The following is a 20095-nucleotide window of genomic DNA, read 5'->3' on the forward strand; positions in this document are numbered from 1 at the left end:
TTTATTGAATTACCCTAATCCCGGCTGGGGCATTAATCACCGATTTCACTTTACCATCAGCCTGCTTAACATGTTTAATTTTCACAATACCATATGGCGTTGGATAAGTACCTTCGACAAAGCTCAGATCGCCCAAATGGGGTTCAATCTTAATTACCTTACAACCCGGCGCTATTACCTTTACACCCAATACATACTCGGTTAACCACGGTGTTGGCCCTGATGCCCAGCCATGCGAAAGGCTATGCCTGAAACCTTTATAACAATAAGCGCCATAATCACCATGGATATCTTTTTTACCATCGGGCACCAACTCATCTATCCGCGAAGCGTTGGGCAGCCAGTCGATATTAAAATCTTCCCAAAAAGTAGTAGCGCCAAGGTTCAGCATCGGTCCCCAAAAGTTACGGATAGCATCAATGCCACCCTGGTAGTCGCCGGCTTTGGCTTTGGTCAACAGCATATAATAACCAAAAAACGTTGAGTAATTGTGTACTCCATCTTTAGAAAGAATATCGTTTGCTTTTTCGGCAGGGAGTAAACCCGATAAGCCCAATAAGGCTGCTGCCTGTTTTGAACCGCTGGCATCCGGCACATTATTTTTTAGTTTAGCAACCGCGGCTTCGCATTTTTTGGCGGTGGCCGGATCTTTCAATATTTTGCAGAGCTCGGCACCGGCATTCAGGGTCATCACCAGCATGGCCTGTAAGCCGGCATGAATAGCAGGTTTATTTTCGCTCGATGGCCAGTCTAAAAACCGACCGGCACCGTCCAGCTTTTCGCTGCCGTTTGCATCAACCTGTACAGCGTACTGATCCAGCAACTTTACCAGGTAAGCTTTCTGCTGCTGCAGATATTTCAAATTACCGGTATGCATATACCAATCGCGTTGGATCAGGATCCACCACATGGAATAGGATACCATCCCGTTCATGTAGCCCGGCAAAGGGGTAGTGTTCCGTGCCAGATCAAGGCTCTTTGACACCACCGGATTATCGCCAAATACAGCGGCAATGGTTGATGTTTCGGGATGCATATCACCTACCCAAACCAGCTTATCGCGCTTGATTCCGTCCCAAAGATAATCCTGCATGTTAAGATGGACGGTGTACGCACCGGTAAGCCAGATTTTGTTAAGCAACGTATCACTGCATTTAAATGAGCCGAGGTAAGGGATATCGCGGTAAACAAAAATGGCCCTTGCTTCTTTCAGCTTAAGTTGACTGTTATCATCCACCAAATCTATCCGTACAAAACGAAAACCGGTGTTGCCGATTTCCAGCTTACCCAACCATGGCAGGGACACGATCATGTCGCGCATAGCGTGGTCGTTAGTAGCGCCTTTTATGGTATCGATATCTGACATAGCTTCGCTCGCCGATTCGCCAAAACGGATACGCACCCTCACCGGCTTGCCACCCCTCGACTGATCGGTTACCAATTGCAAACCGCCGTGCAATTCCTTACCAAAATCAAGCAATAAACCGGGCTTTCCCTTTTCATTACTTTGAAGAATGCACAAGTCATTACCTGAAAGATTGGCTTGTCCATCACCTTGCTTCAGCAGTTTTTCGGCATTGATAATATTGGTAGCGGCATCAGCCGATTTCCAAAGGATGCGGATCGGAGAAAGATATTTCCTCACCGTTTCTGTCGATTGCGCTTCGGCAGATCGCTTAGCATCAAAAACCGGAGGAAGCTTTTGGGCCTTGCAAATAAAACAGATGATAGTCAATATGAGTATACCGATGATTTTCTTCATGTGAAAATACCTTTTTGCCTACTTTTATAATTTCCCTCTGAAGAAGGTACACAATGGAAAATGCCACAGCAAAGGTGTATTTCGCACTGCTTTATTAGTTGCCCGGTTAAACATAGTCTTTTTCATCGATTCAAGTTCGTTAACCGCGCTTTCTTTGAAGATATTACCGAAGACTAAATACCAAATGATACAGATTTATCGTAAAAGCTGGTAAGTTTATAATTAAACAATACTAACGCTTTCATCATGATCTGGCATCCTGTACTATCTTTTTTAATACATTATATTATCGATTGTATTTAACGCTCTCCTCTGGAGATCTTACTTCAGGAACAAGTAAAAAATGTGCCGAAGGTGCAAAAGGTTTGCATGGCAATAGGATTATCATCTGCAACTAAACTCACCATGAGCAGGCCGAATAATATTGCAGACATAATCATTTTACGTTCCGCTCACGGTCTTCCGTTTGCATCCGGAAGACCATATGAGCCGAAAAGTGTTATTTAAACGGGGATCTTATCTGAAATGTGACCTCAGCATCCAGGCCATGCCTTCATGTGTTTCCATAAGGCCGGTAATAAAATCACTGGTACCGGCATCATTGTACTTGCTAACAAAAGGATCGATATTACCGCGGATAAACTCGATGATGCTTTCATGGTCTTCAAGCAATTCTTTCAAAAAACCAAGGCTATCATTTTTATGATCAAGTTTTTCGGTTAAATGGGTAAGTTGTAATAATTGGGTTAAAGTAGCAGGCGCGTAATGGCCTATCTTACGGATGCGTTCGGCCACGCTGTCCATAATTTCATCAAGCTCGTTGTATTGCTGTTCAAAAAACACATGCATTGAATGAAAGTCGGGACCTTCAATATTCCAGTGGGCATTACGGGTTTTGGTGTACAGTACAAATTCGTCGGCTAATAATTTGGCTAACTGATCTGAAACGACCTGGCGGTCGGCTTCGTTAATTCCGATGTTTGTTTTCATGATATATGTAATTTGTGATTGCTATTTCTTGTTATAACTTATTCATATTGGGGCGAATGCTTACACATGCTGAACTGTGTTTTTACTGGGCCAATATAACGTAAATGCGGTTACCTCAAAGTAAAAAATAAACAGTGCATGATGATCATGGTATGTGTATGACAAATCCCAACCAATAGATGACAGTACAGGCGTGATAAACACCATCGCCCCGCAGATTATGACTTTCATGCTATGTAGTTTTTTTGGAAGTGTCATCATACAATTTAGTCAGTACCACATTTACAACTGCATCAAATTAGTGAAGCGGGCAACGGCAATCATCAACGCTCTTTTCAGGTAGAGATCTATCAGGACAGGATCATTTCAATATGGTCGATACCATCTTCATCATAAATTTCACCATCAATTTTAAAGCCCGACTGTTCATAAAACTTGACAGCATAGTACTGTGCCCCTATCCGGATAGGCACATCCCCATAGATCTTTTTAGTTTGATCGATAGCGGCCTGGGTTAGTATTTTACCTACACCTGTACCGCGTACTTTTTTGCTGCTAACTATACGCCCAATTGATGCTTCGGCATATGATTTACCCGCGGGTACAATACGGGCATAAGCCACCAGTTCCTGATCATCATCAAACAATAACAGATGGTGGCAAGCGTAGTCTTTATCATCGGTGTCTAAAAACACACAATTTTGTTCAACTACAAATACCTCGCTCCTGAGCTTTAGTAATTGGTACAACTCGGTAACGGTTAAATCGTTAAAAGCTTTGCAAATTTGAGTGTAGTTCATGGTGTTTGATTTTTCTCTCGCAAAGGCGCAAAGTTTTTTTGCCGATTTGCTTGTGTCGCTAAAGTAAATATTTCTGAGAAAAGCAGAAAGTATGGCCAGTTACTTAAAAAAAGTCATACCGAACTTGTTTTGGGAATGCACAGAACAAGCCATCTGTTAAACATCCATCAACTTAGCATGTGGGCGCCTAAATAAAAGTGATGCCCAGTTGCTATATAAACTGCCACTTGTAATAAAGAGGCATTACCTTATCCCGTTGAAATCACATTTTTTTCAACAATCCCTTATTGCAACCTGGTAAAAAATTATTTTCGCAGCCTGATAAATTAATCATTCTATTACCCAACATGTCTGCATCTCATTCCCTGTCGCCGGTACAGGTCGATCTTGTACGAATTGTTTCAAAATATGTGTTGCTTGAAGAAAGCCGGAGAAATTTAAAAGGCCGCTGCCCTTTCCATAAAGACCAGGCAACCTCCCTGATGGTATCGCCCGAAAAAAATATTTTTCAATGCTTTGGCTGCGGTAAAGGCGGCGGCCCTGTTGAATTTGTAATGGCCATTGAACACAAAACCCGCGAAGAGGCAATTCAAATGATTGCGGGAACTAATTAGGGAAAACTTAATACAGCTTTTTAACCGCCTTCATCCACTCCCGGGCAATAAGTTCATGCCCTGCCGGCATGGGATGAACACCATCCCAGATCCAATGCTCAGCTTTGGCTTTTTGCAAGGCCTTATTAAACACATCCTGCAAAGGCACAAAAATGGCGTTAAATTTTGAAGCAAGTGAGTTAACCATAACCTGTCGTTTTTGAACTTCAGTTGTCCATAGCTCCGGGTTCTTGCTTACCATACCAACTGGTAAAATAAAAGGCTCTAACATGATCAGCTTAACGTCGGGTAACGCAGCTTTGGTTTGTGTTAACATCCTATCATAAGCATTGGCGAAATCTTTGGCGGTTGCTTTATCGCCCTGCATAATTACCCTGTGCACATCGTTAATGCCTATCAGTATGCTTAATACATCGGGCTTAATATCCAACGTATCCTTTTGCCAGCGTGCTGCAAGGTCATTTACGGTATTCCCGCTAATGCCCCTGTTAAAAAATTGGTAATCACGGCCGGGATAGTCAAAATTAATGCGGGCGGTTATCAGGTAAGCATAGCCCTGCCCGTAAACATGGTTCCAGTCTTTATCATAACTACGACCGCCATCGGTTATCGAATCACCTTGAAACAGGAAGGTTTTGCCTACGCCATCATCGGGAAGATATTTATCATCTGTGCCAGATGCTGATGCCAATCCTGGTGCTGCCACCACCGCGGCTCCGGCCAGCGATGCTTTCTTTAAAAAATCTCTCCTGCTGTTACTCATAAGCTGCTTACTAACTGGTATGATTTGCCTTTTTCTGTATTGATCACCAACTCATACCCCTCTTTTATTTTAACAGGAGTAACACTTAAACCTTTAACTGTCAGTTTAGATTTAGATAAAACACGACAGGTGCCTCCTGCTTTTGATAAAATATCGGCGGTCACAACCTTGCCCGCTGCCCATTTCATGTCAACTACAAATGCGCCCCTTGCTACCAAACCTTTAATTTCACCATTTGCCCAGGCATCGGGCAATGCAGGTAGCAGGTGTACATTACCGTTCTGGCTTTGCAGCAGCATTTCGGCCAAACCAGAGGTGCCACCAAAATTTCCATCAATCTGGAACGGCGGATGGGCATCAAACATATTTGGATAGAGGCCCCCACCCTCGCTGTAGTTGTATCCACTTTCGCCGGTTAAGCGCAGCAGATCGCGGTAAAGTTTGTAGGCATGGTTGCCATCTCTCAACCGGGCCCAAAGGTTTACTTTCCAGGCCAGGCTCCAGCCGGTGCTTTCATCACCGCGTAACTCTAACGATCTTTTAGCCGCGGCTGCCAACTCAGGATTTGTAGCTATCGAAATTTCATTAGCCGGGTAAACCGAATATAAATGCGATACATGGCGGTGATGCGGGTCAGGCGATTCCTGGTCTTTGTACCATTCCTGCAATTGGCCTTTACTGCCTATCTGATACGGGATCAGTTTAGCTTTTTTGGCGATAAGCGAATCCCTGAAAGCTGCATCAACGCCCAGTACCTTAGTTGCTGCTATCAGGTTATCAAACAGATCGCGGATGATGCCCATATCCATTGTAGTAGAAACAGAAACATCCCCGGTTTTACCCTCAGCATAAATAAAATCATTTTCGGGCGACATAGACGGTGCAGTTACCAAATGGCCCTGACCATCGGGCACTAACCAATCAAAAGTAAATTCGGCGGCGCCTTTCATTAAAGGGTAAGCTGTATTTTTTAAAAACGCTTTATCGCCGGTATATAAATAGTGCTCCCAAAGATGACGGGTTAGCCAGTCGCCACCCATTGCCCAGTTTGCCCATTTAGGGTCGCCATGACCAAGGTCGCCTACGGGGTTAGCCAAAGCCCAGATATCTGTATTATGGTGGGTTACCCAGCCCTTAGCATGGTAGAAATCTTTAGCAACACCAGCGCCCGTTTCCGACAATCCTTTGATCAGCTCAAATAAAGGCTGGTGCATTTCAGACAGGTTACAATCCTCTGCCATCCAGTAGTTCATTTGCACGTTGATGTTGCTGGTATAGTTTGAGCTCCATGGTGCACGTAATTCTTTATTCCAGATGCCCTGAAGGTTAGCAGGAACGCCCGGTGTTCTGGAGCTGCTTATCAACAGGTAACGGCCATATTGAAAATATAAAGCTTCAATGCCAGGATCAGTACCATGATTCTTATTGTAAAGCGCAAGTCGTTCATCAGTAGGCAATTCGGCATGACTGCCCTTGTTATCGTTAATTTTAAGGCTTACCCTGTTAAAAAAACGATGATAATCGGTCAGGTGGGCGGCGAGCAACTGTGCATAAGGTTTGGCAGCAGCTTTATCAAGGTATTTGGCCGCAACCTTTTCGTCGCCATCAGGGCATTGGTTGTATGCTTTAAAACTGGTGGCTGCGGTAACATACAGCGTTAAACTTGATGCCCCTTTTACGGTGATCCCGCTTGTATCGGCAGTTATTTTACCATCACTGCTTACGGCCTTTGCCAACACCTCATAACGCATACCCCGGCACTTATCATCATCGGCATAAACTATGGGATTTTTTGAATCAACATAGCTTGGCTCAACATGTGCTGGGGCCTTGCCGCTTAATTGTAGTATATTTTTATTCAGCACCTCTTTTTGAAACCTGAGCTGGCTGTTAGTATTTATTTTAAGATTTAACTGTTTAGGCTTATCGGCAGTAAACCGGATCACGATCACCTTATCGGGTGCCGAAGCAAAAATCTCGCGTTTATAGTTTACACCGCCAATCGTATATTTTGTTGTGGCAACAGCATTACCGATATTCAGGTCGCGGTAATAGTTTGCACTGTTAACTCCATTATATGATTGTTTGATATGCAAATCGGCCATAGGCAGATAGCTTTCAGAGTACAAACCCTGCATCTTTTTTGTCAGTTCATGCGCCTTTTGATAATCGCCTTTAAATAATGCCTCCCTCACTTGGGCCAAATACTGAAATGCACCGGGATTTACATTTTGCTTCACCGGCCCACCCGACCATAAAGTTGATTCATTGAGCTGCAGCAATTCATCATTAACCCCTCCAAAAACCATGGCACCCAACCGGCCGTTGCCTATGGGCAAGGCTTCCGTCCATACCTTTGCGGGTTGTTTATACCATAAAGTATTGTTTTGGGCGTTTGCGTTAAACGCAACCAGTTGCATGCATAGTGGTAAAACTGCAGACAGGAGTGCTGCTTTCAGAGCTTGGTTCATAAAATAGGTTACAATTGTTTTTACAAGTATAACAACGGGATATCTATAAAAAATAATGCTTATTGGCATTTTTATATCCAAAACGGTTAGTGCTCAATAAAAAAACCCGCTTTGCGGGCGGGCTCTCATCAGTTAGTAGTTAGTTATTGTGTAATTATCTTCTTTCGTTATAAACCTGGAACTCGGCTATTGATACCTGGTGATCGGCCTTATCTATCGAGATCCGTACTTTACCAGCCCATACCCTGTCAAAACGATGAACTTTAATCTTGTTAGCATTCTCACCGTCAAACAATGGCTTCCAGCTTCCGTTAAGGTAATATTCTAAACGGTAATGTGAAATATTCGGCTTTTCTTCGGCAATAACAATGGTATTCAGGGCCTGGTCTTTCTTAAAGTCGATCTCGTACCATGGATTCTTAACTGTTGGGTTTGATACCCATGAACTATGAAAATCATCATCGTTCGCAAAATCCATAATGGCCGAATCATCGCTCCAGCTTGAACTTGCCGGTTGATTTTTAGCAATATTTGATGAGATGATAGGCGCATCCAGTTGAGAGAGTTTAGCAAGCGGACCTTCGTTTTTCCAAAGCTTGCCGATCTCCTTAAGCGCGGCAAGGGCGTTATCGTCAAACAAGCCATCGCGATTAGGCGCTACATTCAGGATAAAATTGCAGTCAACGTTGTTCAACGGTTTCAGGATATCATTAACCAACTTGGCAGGTTCTTTAACCTGGGCTGCCGGGTGCTTTGTTTCCCAAAACCAGGTTGACTGCAGCGGTAAACAGGCAATGGCCGGCATGCGGTTATCTTTAGTTGATACACGTTGCCCTGCACCCATTTCATAAGTTTTGATATCGGTATAATACATGCCCTCGGCGGGGTATTTGGCTCCGTTAAGGTCCATTACGAGGCAGTTTGGCTGTAATGATTTTACCAGTGTGTAGATCTCTTCAAACGGAACATCATCATACGAGATCCTGGACCATGGGGCATCCCATCCGTCAATGATCAATGCAGAAACCTCGCCGTATTTGGTCATCAGTTCTGTGATCTGTGCTTTTACCATTTCAATATGCTTTGGCGTGATCATGTTTGGCCTTAACCTGTGATGGGTATCCAGAATAGAATAATACAGGAACACTTTTAAACCGTTAGCCCTGAACGCATCGGCATATTCTTTAACCACATCCTTTTTCAGCGGACTGTTCATTACGTTATAATCGGTTGTTTTGGTATCCCAGATACAAAAACCGCTGTGATGTTTGGTAGTGATACAACCGTAAGTCATGTTGGCCGATTTTGCCGCCTTTGCCCATTGATCGCAATTGAGTTTTTTTGGATTGAAGATGGTTGGCAATGCTTCCGGATCGGCCCAGTCCTGATCCATATAGGTTGGGATGTTAAAGTGGATAAACATGCCAAAACGCAGGTCGACAAATTCCTGCTGAAGCTGGGCAAGCGGTTTTACAGGCTGCTGCGCTGTTTGTGCTTTTAGTGAGAGTGAAGCCGCACAAAAGGCTGCTAAGCATATAGCTCTTAATTTAAACATGATTGGGTTGTTGGTTAAATTGATAAAACGTTTTAACAATCGCAATATCACATTTAAATTTAATGTTTAGATTATCGAAAATTGACATTACATTCAGCTTATTTGGCGTGGCGAGGATAAAAACATATGCCGCCGCTCGGCTCCAGCCGAGTGGCAACTATTTTGCGGCCTCTGGCCGCCGTGTTTAAACTTACGTTTGTTTGCAACGAGCGCTTAAAATGATTTGGCGATTGTATCGCCCGGTTGCGTTACAAACGCAAGACCATATTAAGCACTCATTATAAATGAGCGCAGGAGTGAGCAAGAAATAAACGCTTGTATTATTTGCGGCGGCCGGAGGCCGCGTGATAGTTGCCACTCGGCTGGAGCTGAGCGGCGGCAGGTTGTTTCACTAAAACAAATCCGGATAATCCGTAATCACACCATCAACACCTAAACTTTTGAGTTGTTCTATTTCCTTTTTGGTATTTACTGTCCATGGTAGTACTTTAATCTTTGCATCATGGCATTTCTTTACCAGGTTGGCATCAACCAGTTTATAGTCCGGGCTGTAGATGAATGGGGTAAAGCCCAAATCGGCCATATTATCTTCAAACGTTTTTTTGTTTTCGATGAGATAGGAAGTGCGTACATCAGGGTATTTTTTGTGGATGATCTGCAACGTGCGTTTATCAAATGACTGGATCACCACGTAAGGCAGGATTTTCTTTTCGACCAAGACAGCCATCAAACGTTCAACAAACTCCTCAGGGCTTGGATTATAGATACCATCTCCTTCGGGTGAGCATTTGGTTTCGATGTTGTAGAATACCGGCTTTTTATGATTTACCTTAATATAATTCTGAACCGAATCAATTAATTCAGACAGCAGCGGCATATAGGTTTTGATCTTCTGCTGGCGCGGAAACTTGCTGTACGGCTTTGAGCCTACATCATATTTTTTCAGATCCTCATATTTCATTTTATAGAGGATCAGGTTTTTTGCTTCCTCCTTGCTGATCTCCTTACCATCGGGCGTAAGCGAAAACAGCGGATTGATGTATTCATCATGCGATAAAACCACCTGCCCATCCGCGGTAACGTGCGTATCCATCTCCAGCGTGGTAACAACACCAAGATCAATGGCGTTTTTCATTGCCGGAATGGTGTTTTCGGGCCTCAGTCCCCTGCCGCCGCGATGCGCTTCGGCGCTGAATGAAGGAAAATCCGCGTTTTTAAATTCCATTTTTTTGACAACGGTAAAACCTGATAACAAGATAAGACTTATTCCGGCAACAATGTTCAATTTATTTTGCATCTAATTCGCTTGTATATTTATTCCCAAAACGATCCGTAGCCTCAACCCTAACCTTTTTAACCGACGGATCAAAGTGCGCCACAAACAGGTGCCCGGTTTCATGAGGTTCCACAAAATGACGGCCTGCAGGTAATTGATCGCCTTTATACAAACTTACTGATAAGGGGTCATATCCCTGTTCTTTTGTTAGGGCTCCCATTGGTTTGTCATCTAAATAATACACCACCTTCCATTGCGGGTCATAGTTCCAAACATTAGCAATCAGGCGCATCTGGTCGGTTAATTTTTCTGCATAAACACTGATCTGATTTTCGGCCGGTAACCCTGTAGATTTATAGTACCACTTTAATTCGGTGCCATTTACTGAGTACACACCATAACCTCGCGGGGTGCCATCAACGCATATGGGGCCTGTCCACCAGCCGCCGCATACGGTGCCATGATTATGTTCAAAAATGGCGTTGGTGATATTGTTATCATGGTAATGCGTGTGGCCCGACATGATGTGCACATTGCTGAAGCCATCCAGCACTTTATAAAAATCCTTATTATTCTTTACCTGGTTATACACAGGGATATGCAAGTTAATGATTAGCAATTCATCTTTCTTTACATATTGCAGATCTTTTGCCAGCCAGTTTAGCTGATCTTCGGTGATATAACCGTCATACTCGCGCTCAATGCCCAGGTAACGAACATTATCCAATACTACATAATGTGCTTTACCACGGTTAAAGGAATAATAAGTTGGCCCATAAATCTGCTTAAAAGTAACATCCGAGGTTTCGTCTCCGCCCATACGGTAATCCATATCATGGTTGCCTATAGCCTGGAAAAACGGGATCCCCATTTGAGCAACAGCTTCATTATAGGCCGGGAAAAGCTCATGGTTATCCCAAACAATATCACCTACGCAAATACCATGCACCAACGCGTTTTTCCCCAATGATTTTATGGTAGCGATAGTGTCCGGAACCGACGTGTCCATCATTTGCTTAACATCCTTTTTATTTTTCACCTGCGGATCGGCCCAGATAATGAAATGGTGATTACTGTCGTCAACTTTTAAGGGCTGCAGCCTAAAATCAAAATGTGAACTATCGCCTATGTTTTCGTAATGTTTGGCAACATTATAATCTGTTTTAAACTCATACCCCGATGGGGTACTCATGAAAATGCTTTTGGCTTTTTCACTGGGAGTAAGTTCGTAATAGCCCTTGTCATCGGTAATAACTACTGAAAAACCGTCGGATATTACTACTCCTTTAATTCCTTTTTTGCCTGCGGTAACACGACCTTTTACAACGTCTGTTGTGAGCAAGCGGGTAAGTCCGTTGGCACGCAGCGAGATGAACGCGCCGCCGGTTATAAGGCCTACGCCCTGTAAAAATGATCTTCTGTTCATTTGATGATATTTTGACCTCACCTAAATCCTCTCCAAAGGAGAGGACTTTAATAGATGAAATTGTAAAGCCCTCTCTTTTGGAGAGGGGTTGGGGTTAGGTTTTAGTTCTGAACCGTTGTAACGCCTGTAGCTGTTTCAATGGTGCTGATTGGCGACGTCAATGTTAACGGAATGCTGGTCACCGTTCTGCCGGTTACCCATCTGCCGGTAAGCGCGTCATAAACGCCACCAAGCTGGGTAAATTGGCCATCGGTTGGTAAAGTAAGTTTTGAGGTATTAGAACCACCGCCATAAAAGCCCTGCTCGGTATGGGTTACCGGGTTAATGGTGCTATAATAATCGCTGTTGGTTATGCGGTAACCAATTTCCGGCGGGCCAGCTGAGTACACTGTACCACCGCCACCGTACATGATCACATCAAGCGGAATGCTTCCGGCATTAACTGTTGTTCCCGCGAAAACTGCAACGCCTGCTACGTTACCACTATTAGCTAACAGGTTGGTAGTTACATCACCGAAATCAGCGCCGGGCACTTCGGCATACATAGTACTGTTGATCCAGTTTGATGAGCTGATATCGGTTGAGCCTTTACCCCAGATATTTTTATTACCACCTACATAAAAGAACTGGCCTTTTTTAACGGTGCCCGATGTAAGGTTAAACTTGTAAGTTTTTGCCAAACCTTGCGCCCAGCCATTGGCAGGTGCCGGGTTGGTACCCGCGTTATTACAGGTTACCACGGCATAATTGGTTACCGAAAAATCGATATCCTTAGTTGCCTTGAACTGAATATATTCATAATTACCATCGCTGCCCGAAGGATTTGTAAGGTATCCGGTTATAATAATCGGCGATGGCTTGGTTGCCGCAAGTGTAAACACATCATCAATAGTACGCGGCCAAAGCTGCAACCTGGTATCCGTACCAGATGTTACCGCAAACGGGATACCTGTAAAATTAGCGCTGAACGGCAATTCGGTACTTGCGAAAGCAGCGTTTGCCTCTGTATGCATGGTTATTTTGCCAAAACCATCATTAAGTGTTTTATCACCCGCGTAGGTTTCGCCCTGCTGCGGCTCCGGATCAGTAACCGCTTTGGCTATAGTAACCAGCGTGCCTTCATAAACGTCCAGCGAAGCCAGTAAAGTAGCTGACGGAACAGATTGTACTTTGATAGGTCTGTTATCGGCAACTTTACTTACTGATGTTTCAGTAAGACCTTTAACACGCATACTGCCATTTACTTTGGTAAGTGTAGCGCCATCAACTTGCACTATTACCGAATCGCCCGGAACATAATTTGCAGCTGCGCTGCCTATTTCAAGAGAAATACCTCGTACAGCATTGCGGCGGTTATTTTGTACCACCAATACGCCGGCCGGACTGTTACCTGCCGCCGCATTTGATATTATTACACCCACTATTTCCTTAGCCCCACCCATGTTGTTGCTGTTCAGCACAACATCCGAGCCTTTGTAAATAGCGCGAAGGTCAACAACTGCTATGATGGGGCTTAATGTACCTTCGGCATAATTATTCTTTTTACATGAACTTATACCGGCGGCCATTGCAAGCACCAGTAATAAATATACTTTTTTCATTTTATGGATCTCTTAGTTTAAAACCGGGTTATTATTGTTTTTGCCACCACACCTGTGTGCTTATCTCATCGGCACCCTGTGCAGCTACCGCAGCCTTGTAACTATCAGGATTGGCCGATTGTACATAAACCGGGTATTGCAGCCTGGCCGGCATAATACCGTTGTTCTTTAAACCATTACCTTTCGGCAATACCGGGTGGCCGGTACGGCGATATTCAAACCATTGCTCAAAATCAGTGTAAAACATGGAGTAGTATTTCTGAACATGGATCATCTCCATTTTTTCATCAAGCGGAGCAGCATTATCCCACGTAATATCAGCGCCTGCTAAATAGGTATCAATAGGTACTGTATATGTCGGGATCCAGAAAGTGATACCAGCCTGAACACCGTTTTTATAATAAGTAGCAGCATCGCCGGCTATCCAGCCCTTGGCAGCGGCTTCGGCAAGGATAAATTGCAACTCCGAATAGTTCATGATGTTACCCATCAACGGATCGTTCATTAACGTAGTTGTTGATGTGGTAGATTGGAAATATGATTTGATACCAACATTTTCACCTGGGGCATAACCACTTGGAATCCCCTGTATGCCACCCTGGTAACTTGATATCGACCAGCGGTTGTTAACCAGCCTCGGATCGGCCCATTTAGCCAGGTTGTTTACAAAAAACTCGCAAATACCGGGTTGCCGCCAGTCCTGTTCGCGTACTCCCCCAATAAATGGAGATGTCAAGGCACCGGAGCCTGTCCACCGCAAAACTGCCGAATCATCATTGCTGCCCATAATGGGGTAAGCATCCGGATTGGTATCAACAATTTGTTTGATCTTGGCGATCACATCAGCCGAAACATCGGCTTTGCCCGATACCCTTAACAACAACCTTAAATAAAGCGTGTTACCAAACTTGCGCCATTTTAAAGCATTCCCGTTAAACACCGGATCGCTTCCTGCTACAACATTTGCCGATGCATTAAGCAGGGTATCAGCAGCTTCCAGGTTTTTGAAAATATCCAGGTAGATATCTTTCTGCTTATCAAACTTAGGCGTAAAATTCCCGTCTTTGCCTTTATTCGAATCAAAGTAAGGCACATCGCCATAAGTATCGGTAAGCATTGAATACAACCATGCCTGGCATATCAGCGAAATGCCCATGTAAGTTTTATTATAAGTAACCTCCTTGCTGGCAATGGTATAAATATCTTTAAAGTTGGTTAACTGGGTATACCAGGCATTCCAGGTAACATCGGCCCAGGTACGTTTAATATCATACCTGAACACCCTGCCCTCCGAATCGCCGGCATCTACAGTAACCTGCATCAACTCGTTATTAAAATTACGAGCGCGAAGCATATTAGTCCCCAATGTGTTTACCAGTGCGGGTGCCAGCAATTGCTGTGGCAAGGCGTTTGGCGTGCCGTTGGGATCGGTATTAAGTGCAATAAAATCCTTTTTACATGACGACATTATGCTAACGAACAACATCATCATTGATATAAGTATATATCCGTTCCTTTTCATATTGTTAATTATTAAATGCCAATAACTATGTTAAAACCAAATGTGCGGGTTGATGGAAACTGCGCCACTTCAAATCCCTGCACAATGTCGGTACCCGAAAGCGTACCAAATTCAGGATCGAAGATTGGCCACTTAGTCCAGATGTATAGGTCACGACCATATACACCTACCGTAGCACGCGTTAATCCGAGGCGTTTAACTAAACGAGGGCTCAATGAATAATCAAACCTTGCCTCGCGGAATTTCAGGAAGTTGGTTGAAAACGTATTACCTTCGGCATTATCAATACCATAGTGTGAGCGGTAGTAACCGTCAACATCTGTTGCAATAACATCGTTCGGTCTGTAACTGCCGTCCGGGTTTTGGATAACGCCTTTGCCTATGATACCGTTATACCTGCCGGGTAGGGTGAGCGTTGTTTTACCCTGCTCGGCCAGTTTATAGTTTGAAAGCGAATATGATACACCGCCAACCTGGGCATCAAACAACAGGTGCAGGTTAAATTGCTTATACCTGAAATCGTGCCCCATGTTTGCTTTCCATTTAGGGATAGTGTTGCCTAAATAAACCAGGTTATCAGCTAATTTGGCAAAACCTGTAGAAGCATCATAAACGATCTGCCCATCAGGCGAGCGCAAATAACCGCGACCGTACATATCGCCCATACTGCCGCCTACACGGGCAACAATCTGGCCACCGCCGGTAGGGCCATTCCGCAACACAACCGCGCTATCGGCAAGTTGCTCAATGGTGTTTTTATTGGCGCTGAAGGTTGCAGTAACATTCCAGCTAAACACGTTGGCTTTGCGTATAGGCGTTCCGTTCAATGTAATTTCGATGCCTTTGTTGTTTACCTTACCTACGTTGATAACTGCCTGGTTATAACCTGACGATTGATCCACAGTACGGCTCAGGATCTGGTTTTTAGTGTTACCCGTATATAAAGCTATATCAAAACCTAAGCGATTGCTGAACATCCTGGTTTCGGCACCAACTTCAAGCGTTGTGGTGCGTAAAGGTTTCAGATCGGGGTTTGATAGTGTACGCGGATTTTGCAAACCACCTGCATAAGTGCTACCCGCCGATACATAATTAAATGAGGTTTGATAAGGATTTGTTGTACCGCTACCAACACCTGCAAGCGATGCCCTCACTTTTGCATAGTCAATAAATTTAGGCAGCTTGAATGCTTCAGATGGCAAAAAGCTCATGCTTGCCGATGGATAGAAGAAACCAACCTGATCGGTACGGTTCGCAGTAGCCAGCGTGCTGATCCAGTCCTGGCGGGCTGTTAAATCCACATACAAGTAATCTTTAAAAGATGTAGATAACAAGCCGTAAAAGCTGTTGATAGCATATTTTGACTTAAACGGCAACGTAACGAGTGGGCCGGCATTGTTGGCCATTGAATATACACCGGGATACACCAGTGAATCGGCACGTACCTCATCGCGGTTATAATTGTTGCGGAGCATGCTACCACCTGCCGTAGCGGTGATGTTAACATCGTGTGTTATTTTCTTATTGTATTTCAAAAGGAAATCGGCACCCTGCTCTTCCGAATAAATGTTTTGTGTACGGTACGAGCCTTTAGGGTATTTACTTCCGGCATCATACGGACGCTGCTGTGCGCGCTGCTCATAGCCCATGTCTAAAGTAGCACGAACCTGTACGCTAAACTCTTTTGTTACATTGTAAAGTGCTTCAACGTTTCCGGTAACCGAATTACGGTTTGATTTATTGATAAACTCGTAAGATACAGCATAAGGGTTTTCTGGGAACGAGCTGAAAGGATAAAAGATCGCTTTACCATCTTGCCCGTTTTTCCAGTAGTTCTTCAACCAGTTTAAATTGGCATTGGGCTGCCAGAATATAAACCAATACATCAGCGACTGGTTACCATAACCTGCACCAGGTAAGTTATCGCTGTTTTTATTATTGTAATTTACTTTTGCATTGATGGTTAACTTATCATTGATTTTGGAGTTAACCGATAAAGCAATGCTGTTACGGGTGTACCCTGTATTCGGCGTAATCCAGTGATTGGTAACGTTGGTTGCCGAAAAACGGGCCGTTGTTTTATCGCTGCCGCCGTCAACACTTACCGAGTTGGTGAAAGTTTGGCCAACATCAAAAAAATCACGGATCTGGTTTTTATATGGTACCCATGGCGTACGTGTTGTGCTTTGCTTTTGCGTAACCGGATCCAACTGATAAAAAAGCTGGCCATCAAATTTAGGGCCGTAAGCCGAGCTTGTCGAGCTGGTGCTTGCACCATCCGGCCCTGCCCCGTACGAATAATAACGGGAACCCGCCGTACCTTGTCCGTATTCATATTGTAAATCAGGCCAGCGGTTTACACTTTCAAGGCTTGCATTTGAGTTAAAGGTGATGCCCAGGCCACTATGCTTTTTACCCGATTTTGTTGTGATGATAATAGCACCATTGGCACCGCGCTGGCCATAAAGCGCCGCCGCGCCCGGGCCTTTCAATACCGTTACCGTTTCAATGTCCTCTGGGTTGATGTCGTTCAGGTTGCTGCCATAATCGGCAGGCATGTTATCGCTGCTGGTACCATAAGCCGATTCGCCGGAGTTGCTTGTACGTCTGCCGCTACCCTGGTTAATTACAACACCGTCAACCACTATCAAAGCTTCGTTATCACCGGTCAGGTTATTTTCACCACGCAGGATAATTTTGTTTGATCCCGCAGGGCCGCTGTTTGAACGGATGAGGTTTAAACCCGCTACTTTCCCCGATAATGCATCAGTCCAGTTGCCAGAAAGGGCGCCTGTTAGCTGATCACCTTTAATAACCGGGGCGGAATAACCCAAACTTTTATCTTCCCTTTTTATACCGAGTGCCGTTACCACAACCTCGTTAAGTTTATTATCGACCGGATTAAGGATGATATTTAAAACAGTATTGGCATTTGAACTAACGCTTACATTCTGAATTCTCTTAGTTTCATAGGAGATAAAGCTTGCTTCAACCGTGTAAATGCCCGGCACAATATTTAACGTGTATGAACCGTCAACACCGCTGATAGCAGTGGCGCCGGTTCCCGGAACTTTTACAGTTGCACCGGGAAGTGGTTCTGATTTTTCATCAACCACTTTCCCTTTAATGCTACCCCTATCCTGTGTTTTTGCAATGATGAGGATATTTCGTTCGCCTGCTGCCCTGTAAGTGCAGGTAGTTCCTTTTAAAAGCACGTCGAGTGTTTCGCCTAAAGAGCGCTCTGCTTTTGTTACATGTACTTTGCGTTTATCATCAAGCAGGCTATTGTTATAGCTGATAGAGATATCGCTTGATTTTTCAATTTGCTGAAAGGCATCCTTTAGCATGGTGCCCTCGGCACCAAACGTGATCCTTTTGTTTATTACTGTTTGAGCCTTAGCGTTTATGCCGCCAAAAGGCAATTGTAAAAAGAACAGCATGGTTAATAACCATAACTTTTTCATATATTTACTTTAATTTATACTTGTCTAACCGTGAGTTTAAATTGTCAAAATTCTGAAGCCTGGGGTTGTTACCAGCAACGTCCAGGCTTTTACCAATAGCCGGGTAAATACTATTTCATTATACTTCCTCCTTTTTGATTATTGTTTGAAATAAATAGCTGATTGCCTTTTTGTGTGTAGCCCAATCCGGATAGCGCGCTGAGGGTTTCCATGGCATCTGTCAATGTCATTCCCCTTAATTTGGCTGTAAGCCTTACATTGCCTAAGTCCTGTTCTGTAAACCGAATCTTAGCACCGTAATGATGCTCAAGCGAAGCGGCTATCTCCCTGTAAGTTGTATTGTAGAAAACAAATTCGTTATTGATCCACGAGCTTACTGATGATGCATCAGTGTTGTTAAAAGTATAGATACCATTTTGGGTATTGATGCTGATCTGTTCATTCTTTACCAGGTATTTAACCATTTGAGGTTTTCCCTGCACATTGGCCATTACCCCTACTTTACCGCTTTGCACGGTTACAGCTACTTTATGATCGGCCAGATAGGCTTTAATATTAAATGAAGTACCCAATACCACTGTTGTGATATCGCCGCTTTTAACTACAAATGGTTTAGCCTGATGGACCACATCAAAAAAAGCTTCGCCATTAAGCGTTACATCACGTTTTTCGCCGCTAAAGTTTTTGGCGTATCTGAGTCTGCTACCACCACCCAGATAAACTGTCGAGCTATCTGGCAGTATTATTTTTGAATGCTTGCCATCGGCATTGCTGATTTCTTCATAAACCAAAACCGGCGACTGTTTAAAATAACGGTATCCAAACCAACCGGCAGTACAAATAAGCAAACAAGCGGCGGCATAAGCCATCCAGTTAAATTTAGAACTGCGTTTAATTACCGGTATCTGGGGTTGGGTTATATGCGCATTGATTTTTGCCCAGGTGCTTTCGGCATTTTCCGGCTGTTTAAAATAAACTTTGGATGCTTCCAGGATCTGGATGGTTTCACTGAACTGGGCAAGGTTTTCGGGGTTCTCCTCAATCCACTCCTGTAACTGTGTTAAGCCATCATCACTGATGGTTTTTTCAAAATATTCAACTATTAAGCGGTAACTGTTATCTTCCATTAAATCTGTCTCTGCAATAAAGACTGATTTTACGTACCCGATACGTAGCGAAATGAGTTAAGTTTATATTAAGAAATCATTAACCCTCGGAAGTGAAATTATGCTGCCCTTTTAACAGCTGGCGGAGTTTTTTGATAGATTGATAAAGTGTAGTTTCAACCGTACGAACAGAAATACCCAACACTTTGGCTATCTCATTTTTATCAAGGTTATCAATACGGCTCATGAGCAATATCTGCCTCTGGCTGACAGGCAAGGTATCAATAAGGTTTAGTATTTTATTGTACGATTCGCGGCCAGAAAGAATTTTAAATGGATTATCCCTATCTTTTAACATGTGGCCCTGAAGGTCGATATCTTCGATAGAATGTACCGGATCTTTCTTTTTTTGGATATGATTTAAAGAGAGATTTTTGGCAGCAACAAACAGGTAACTTTTTACATTAAGGATGGCCGTATCGCGGTTGTCCCAGAGTTTAATGAAAAGATTGGCGGTGATCTCTTCGGCAACGGTATAATCTTTAGTGTACACCGTGCACAACTGACATAAGGTTTTGTAGTAACGATTAAAAAGAGTTTCAAGGGCAACGGGGTTGCTTTGCTGGATAAGCCCCATCAACGCTTCATCAGTAAGTGCAGGATACATGCCAAAGAGTTGTTTTGGCTCAAATGTAAGGCTGCTATGTTAGCATAATGTTAACAGACGACAAAACCTTTATTACCG

Annotated in this window: 15 protein-coding genes; 1 reads left to right on the top strand and 14 read right to left on the bottom strand. The window is 43.7% G+C overall.

Annotated elements, in window-relative coordinates:
* Nucleotide 1: 1 nt before the first annotated feature.
* The 4 genes from BLP33_RS21145 to BLP33_RS21155 form a co-directional block, all read right to left on the bottom strand.
* Nucleotides 2-1762, bottom strand: coding sequence for an alpha-L-rhamnosidase-related protein (locus BLP33_RS21145; protein WP_090532897.1), 1761 nt, complete (start codon nucleotides 1760-1762; stop codon nucleotides 2-4).
* A gap of 516 nt (nucleotides 1763-2278) precedes the next feature.
* Nucleotides 2279-2752 carry a Dps family protein gene (locus BLP33_RS21150; RefSeq protein ID WP_090532899.1) on the bottom strand — a complete coding sequence of 158 codons (474 nt, stop codon included), beginning with the start codon at nucleotides 2750-2752 and terminating at the stop codon, nucleotides 2279-2281.
* 60 nt (nucleotides 2753-2812) lie between these two features.
* Nucleotides 2813-2983 carry a hypothetical protein gene (locus BLP33_RS27530; protein ID WP_175490077.1) on the bottom strand — a complete coding sequence of 57 codons (171 nt, stop codon included), beginning with the start codon at nucleotides 2981-2983 and terminating at the stop codon, nucleotides 2813-2815.
* Between the two features lie 119 nt (nucleotides 2984-3102).
* Nucleotides 3103-3552 carry a GNAT family N-acetyltransferase gene (locus tag BLP33_RS21155; RefSeq protein WP_090532901.1) on the bottom strand — a complete coding sequence of 150 codons (450 nt, stop codon included), beginning with the start codon at nucleotides 3550-3552 and terminating at the stop codon, nucleotides 3103-3105.
* Nucleotides 3553-3899: 347 nt separating this feature from the next.
* Between BLP33_RS21155 and BLP33_RS21160 the strand changes: the two genes are divergently transcribed.
* Nucleotides 3900-4166, top strand: a complete 267-nt coding sequence (locus BLP33_RS21160; RefSeq protein ID WP_139160036.1) for a CHC2 zinc finger domain-containing protein — start codon at nucleotides 3900-3902, stop codon at nucleotides 4164-4166.
* Between the two features lie 7 nt (nucleotides 4167-4173).
* Here BLP33_RS21160 and BLP33_RS21165 read toward each other — a convergent pair whose 3' ends face one another.
* The 10 genes from BLP33_RS21165 to BLP33_RS21210 form a co-directional block, all read right to left on the bottom strand.
* Nucleotides 4174-4929: an SGNH/GDSL hydrolase family protein gene (locus tag BLP33_RS21165; protein ID WP_090532904.1), complete on the bottom strand. Its 756-nt coding sequence runs from the start codon at nucleotides 4927-4929 to the stop codon at nucleotides 4174-4176.
* Nucleotides 4926-7400 carry a glycoside hydrolase family 95 protein gene (locus tag BLP33_RS21170; RefSeq protein ID WP_229701583.1) on the bottom strand — a complete coding sequence of 825 codons (2475 nt, stop codon included), beginning with the start codon at nucleotides 7398-7400 and terminating at the stop codon, nucleotides 4926-4928. The genes BLP33_RS21165 and BLP33_RS21170 overlap by 4 nt, the downstream gene beginning before the upstream one ends.
* Nucleotides 7401-7554: 154 nt before the next feature.
* The gene (locus tag BLP33_RS21175) at nucleotides 7555-8955 is read right to left on the bottom strand and encodes an alpha-L-fucosidase (RefSeq protein ID WP_090533375.1); all 1401 of its coding nucleotides are present in this window, start codon (nucleotides 8953-8955) and stop codon (nucleotides 7555-7557) included.
* Between the two features lie 391 nt (nucleotides 8956-9346).
* Complete coding sequence (locus tag BLP33_RS21180; RefSeq protein ID WP_254780215.1) at nucleotides 9347-10180, bottom strand: glycerophosphodiester phosphodiesterase; 834 nt, start codon at nucleotides 10178-10180, stop codon at nucleotides 9347-9349.
* A 61-nt stretch (nucleotides 10181-10241) separates the two neighbouring features.
* The gene (locus tag BLP33_RS21185; RefSeq protein WP_090532907.1) at nucleotides 10242-11657 is read right to left on the bottom strand and encodes a calcineurin-like phosphoesterase C-terminal domain-containing protein; all 1416 of its coding nucleotides are present in this window, start codon (nucleotides 11655-11657) and stop codon (nucleotides 10242-10244) included.
* Nucleotides 11658-11758: 101 nt separating this feature from the next.
* Nucleotides 11759-13258: a DUF5689 domain-containing protein gene (locus BLP33_RS21190; protein WP_090532908.1), complete on the bottom strand. Its 1500-nt coding sequence runs from the start codon at nucleotides 13256-13258 to the stop codon at nucleotides 11759-11761.
* Nucleotides 13259-13289: 31 nt separating this feature from the next.
* Nucleotides 13290-14780 (bottom strand): SusD/RagB family nutrient-binding outer membrane lipoprotein, encoded by a 1491-nt coding sequence (locus tag BLP33_RS21195; protein WP_090532909.1) that lies wholly within the window; start codon nucleotides 14778-14780, stop codon nucleotides 13290-13292.
* A gap of 11 nt (nucleotides 14781-14791) precedes the next feature.
* Entirely contained in the window at nucleotides 14792-18244 is a 3453-nt protein-coding gene (locus BLP33_RS21200) for a SusC/RagA family TonB-linked outer membrane protein (RefSeq protein ID WP_175490078.1), read from the bottom strand.
* 110 nt (nucleotides 18245-18354) lie between these two features.
* Nucleotides 18355-19371: a FecR family protein gene (locus BLP33_RS21205; protein ID WP_090532910.1), complete on the bottom strand. Its 1017-nt coding sequence runs from the start codon at nucleotides 19369-19371 to the stop codon at nucleotides 18355-18357.
* 79 nt (nucleotides 19372-19450) lie between these two features.
* Nucleotides 19451-20017 carry an RNA polymerase sigma factor gene (locus BLP33_RS21210; RefSeq protein WP_090532911.1) on the bottom strand — a complete coding sequence of 189 codons (567 nt, stop codon included), beginning with the start codon at nucleotides 20015-20017 and terminating at the stop codon, nucleotides 19451-19453.
* Between the last annotated feature and the right edge of the window lie 78 nt (nucleotides 20018-20095).

The organism is Mucilaginibacter sp. NFR10 (genome assembly GCF_900100445.1).
GTDB lineage: Bacteria > Bacteroidota > Bacteroidia > Sphingobacteriales > Sphingobacteriaceae > Mucilaginibacter > Mucilaginibacter rubeus.

Excerpts from the sequence above, each read along its gene's own strand:
- BLP33_RS21170 (WP_229701583.1), bottom strand. The coding sequence starts at position 7,400 with ATGAACCAAGCTCTGAAAGCAGCACTCCTGTCTGCAGTTTTACCACTA.
- BLP33_RS27530 (WP_175490077.1), bottom strand. The coding sequence starts at position 2,983 with ATGAAAGTCATAATCTGCGGGGCGATGGTGTTTATCACGCCTGTACTG.
- BLP33_RS21195 (WP_090532909.1), bottom strand. The coding sequence starts at position 14,780 with ATGAAAAGGAACGGATATATACTTATATCAATGATGATGTTGTTCGTT.
- BLP33_RS21180 (WP_254780215.1), bottom strand. The coding sequence starts at position 10,180 with ATGGAATTTAAAAACGCGGATTTTCCTTCATTCAGCGCCGAAGCGCAT.
- BLP33_RS21145 (WP_090532897.1), bottom strand. The coding sequence starts at position 1,762 with ATGAAGAAAATCATCGGTATACTCATATTGACTATCATCTGTTTTATT.
- BLP33_RS21185 (WP_090532907.1), bottom strand. The coding sequence starts at position 11,657 with ATGAACAGAAGATCATTTTTACAGGGCGTAGGCCTTATAACCGGCGGC.
- BLP33_RS21165 (WP_090532904.1), bottom strand. The coding sequence starts at position 4,929 with ATGAGTAACAGCAGGAGAGATTTTTTAAAGAAAGCATCGCTGGCCGGA.
- BLP33_RS21200 (WP_175490078.1), bottom strand. The coding sequence starts at position 18,244 with ATGAAAAAGTTATGGTTATTAACCATGCTGTTCTTTTTACAATTGCCT.
- BLP33_RS21150 (WP_090532899.1), bottom strand. The coding sequence starts at position 2,752 with ATGAAAACAAACATCGGAATTAACGAAGCCGACCGCCAGGTCGTTTCA.
- BLP33_RS21205 (WP_090532910.1), bottom strand. The coding sequence starts at position 19,371 with ATGGAAGATAACAGTTACCGCTTAATAGTTGAATATTTTGAAAAAACC.
- BLP33_RS21175 (WP_090533375.1), bottom strand. The coding sequence starts at position 8,955 with ATGTTTAAATTAAGAGCTATATGCTTAGCAGCCTTTTGTGCGGCTTCA.
- BLP33_RS21155 (WP_090532901.1), bottom strand. The coding sequence starts at position 3,552 with ATGAACTACACTCAAATTTGCAAAGCTTTTAACGATTTAACCGTTACC.
- BLP33_RS21210 (WP_090532911.1), bottom strand. The coding sequence starts at position 20,017 with ATGTATCCTGCACTTACTGATGAAGCGTTGATGGGGCTTATCCAGCAA.
- BLP33_RS21160 (WP_139160036.1), top strand. The coding sequence starts at position 3,900 with ATGTCTGCATCTCATTCCCTGTCGCCGGTACAGGTCGATCTTGTACGA.
- BLP33_RS21190 (WP_090532908.1), bottom strand. The coding sequence starts at position 13,258 with ATGAAAAAAGTATATTTATTACTGGTGCTTGCAATGGCCGCCGGTATA.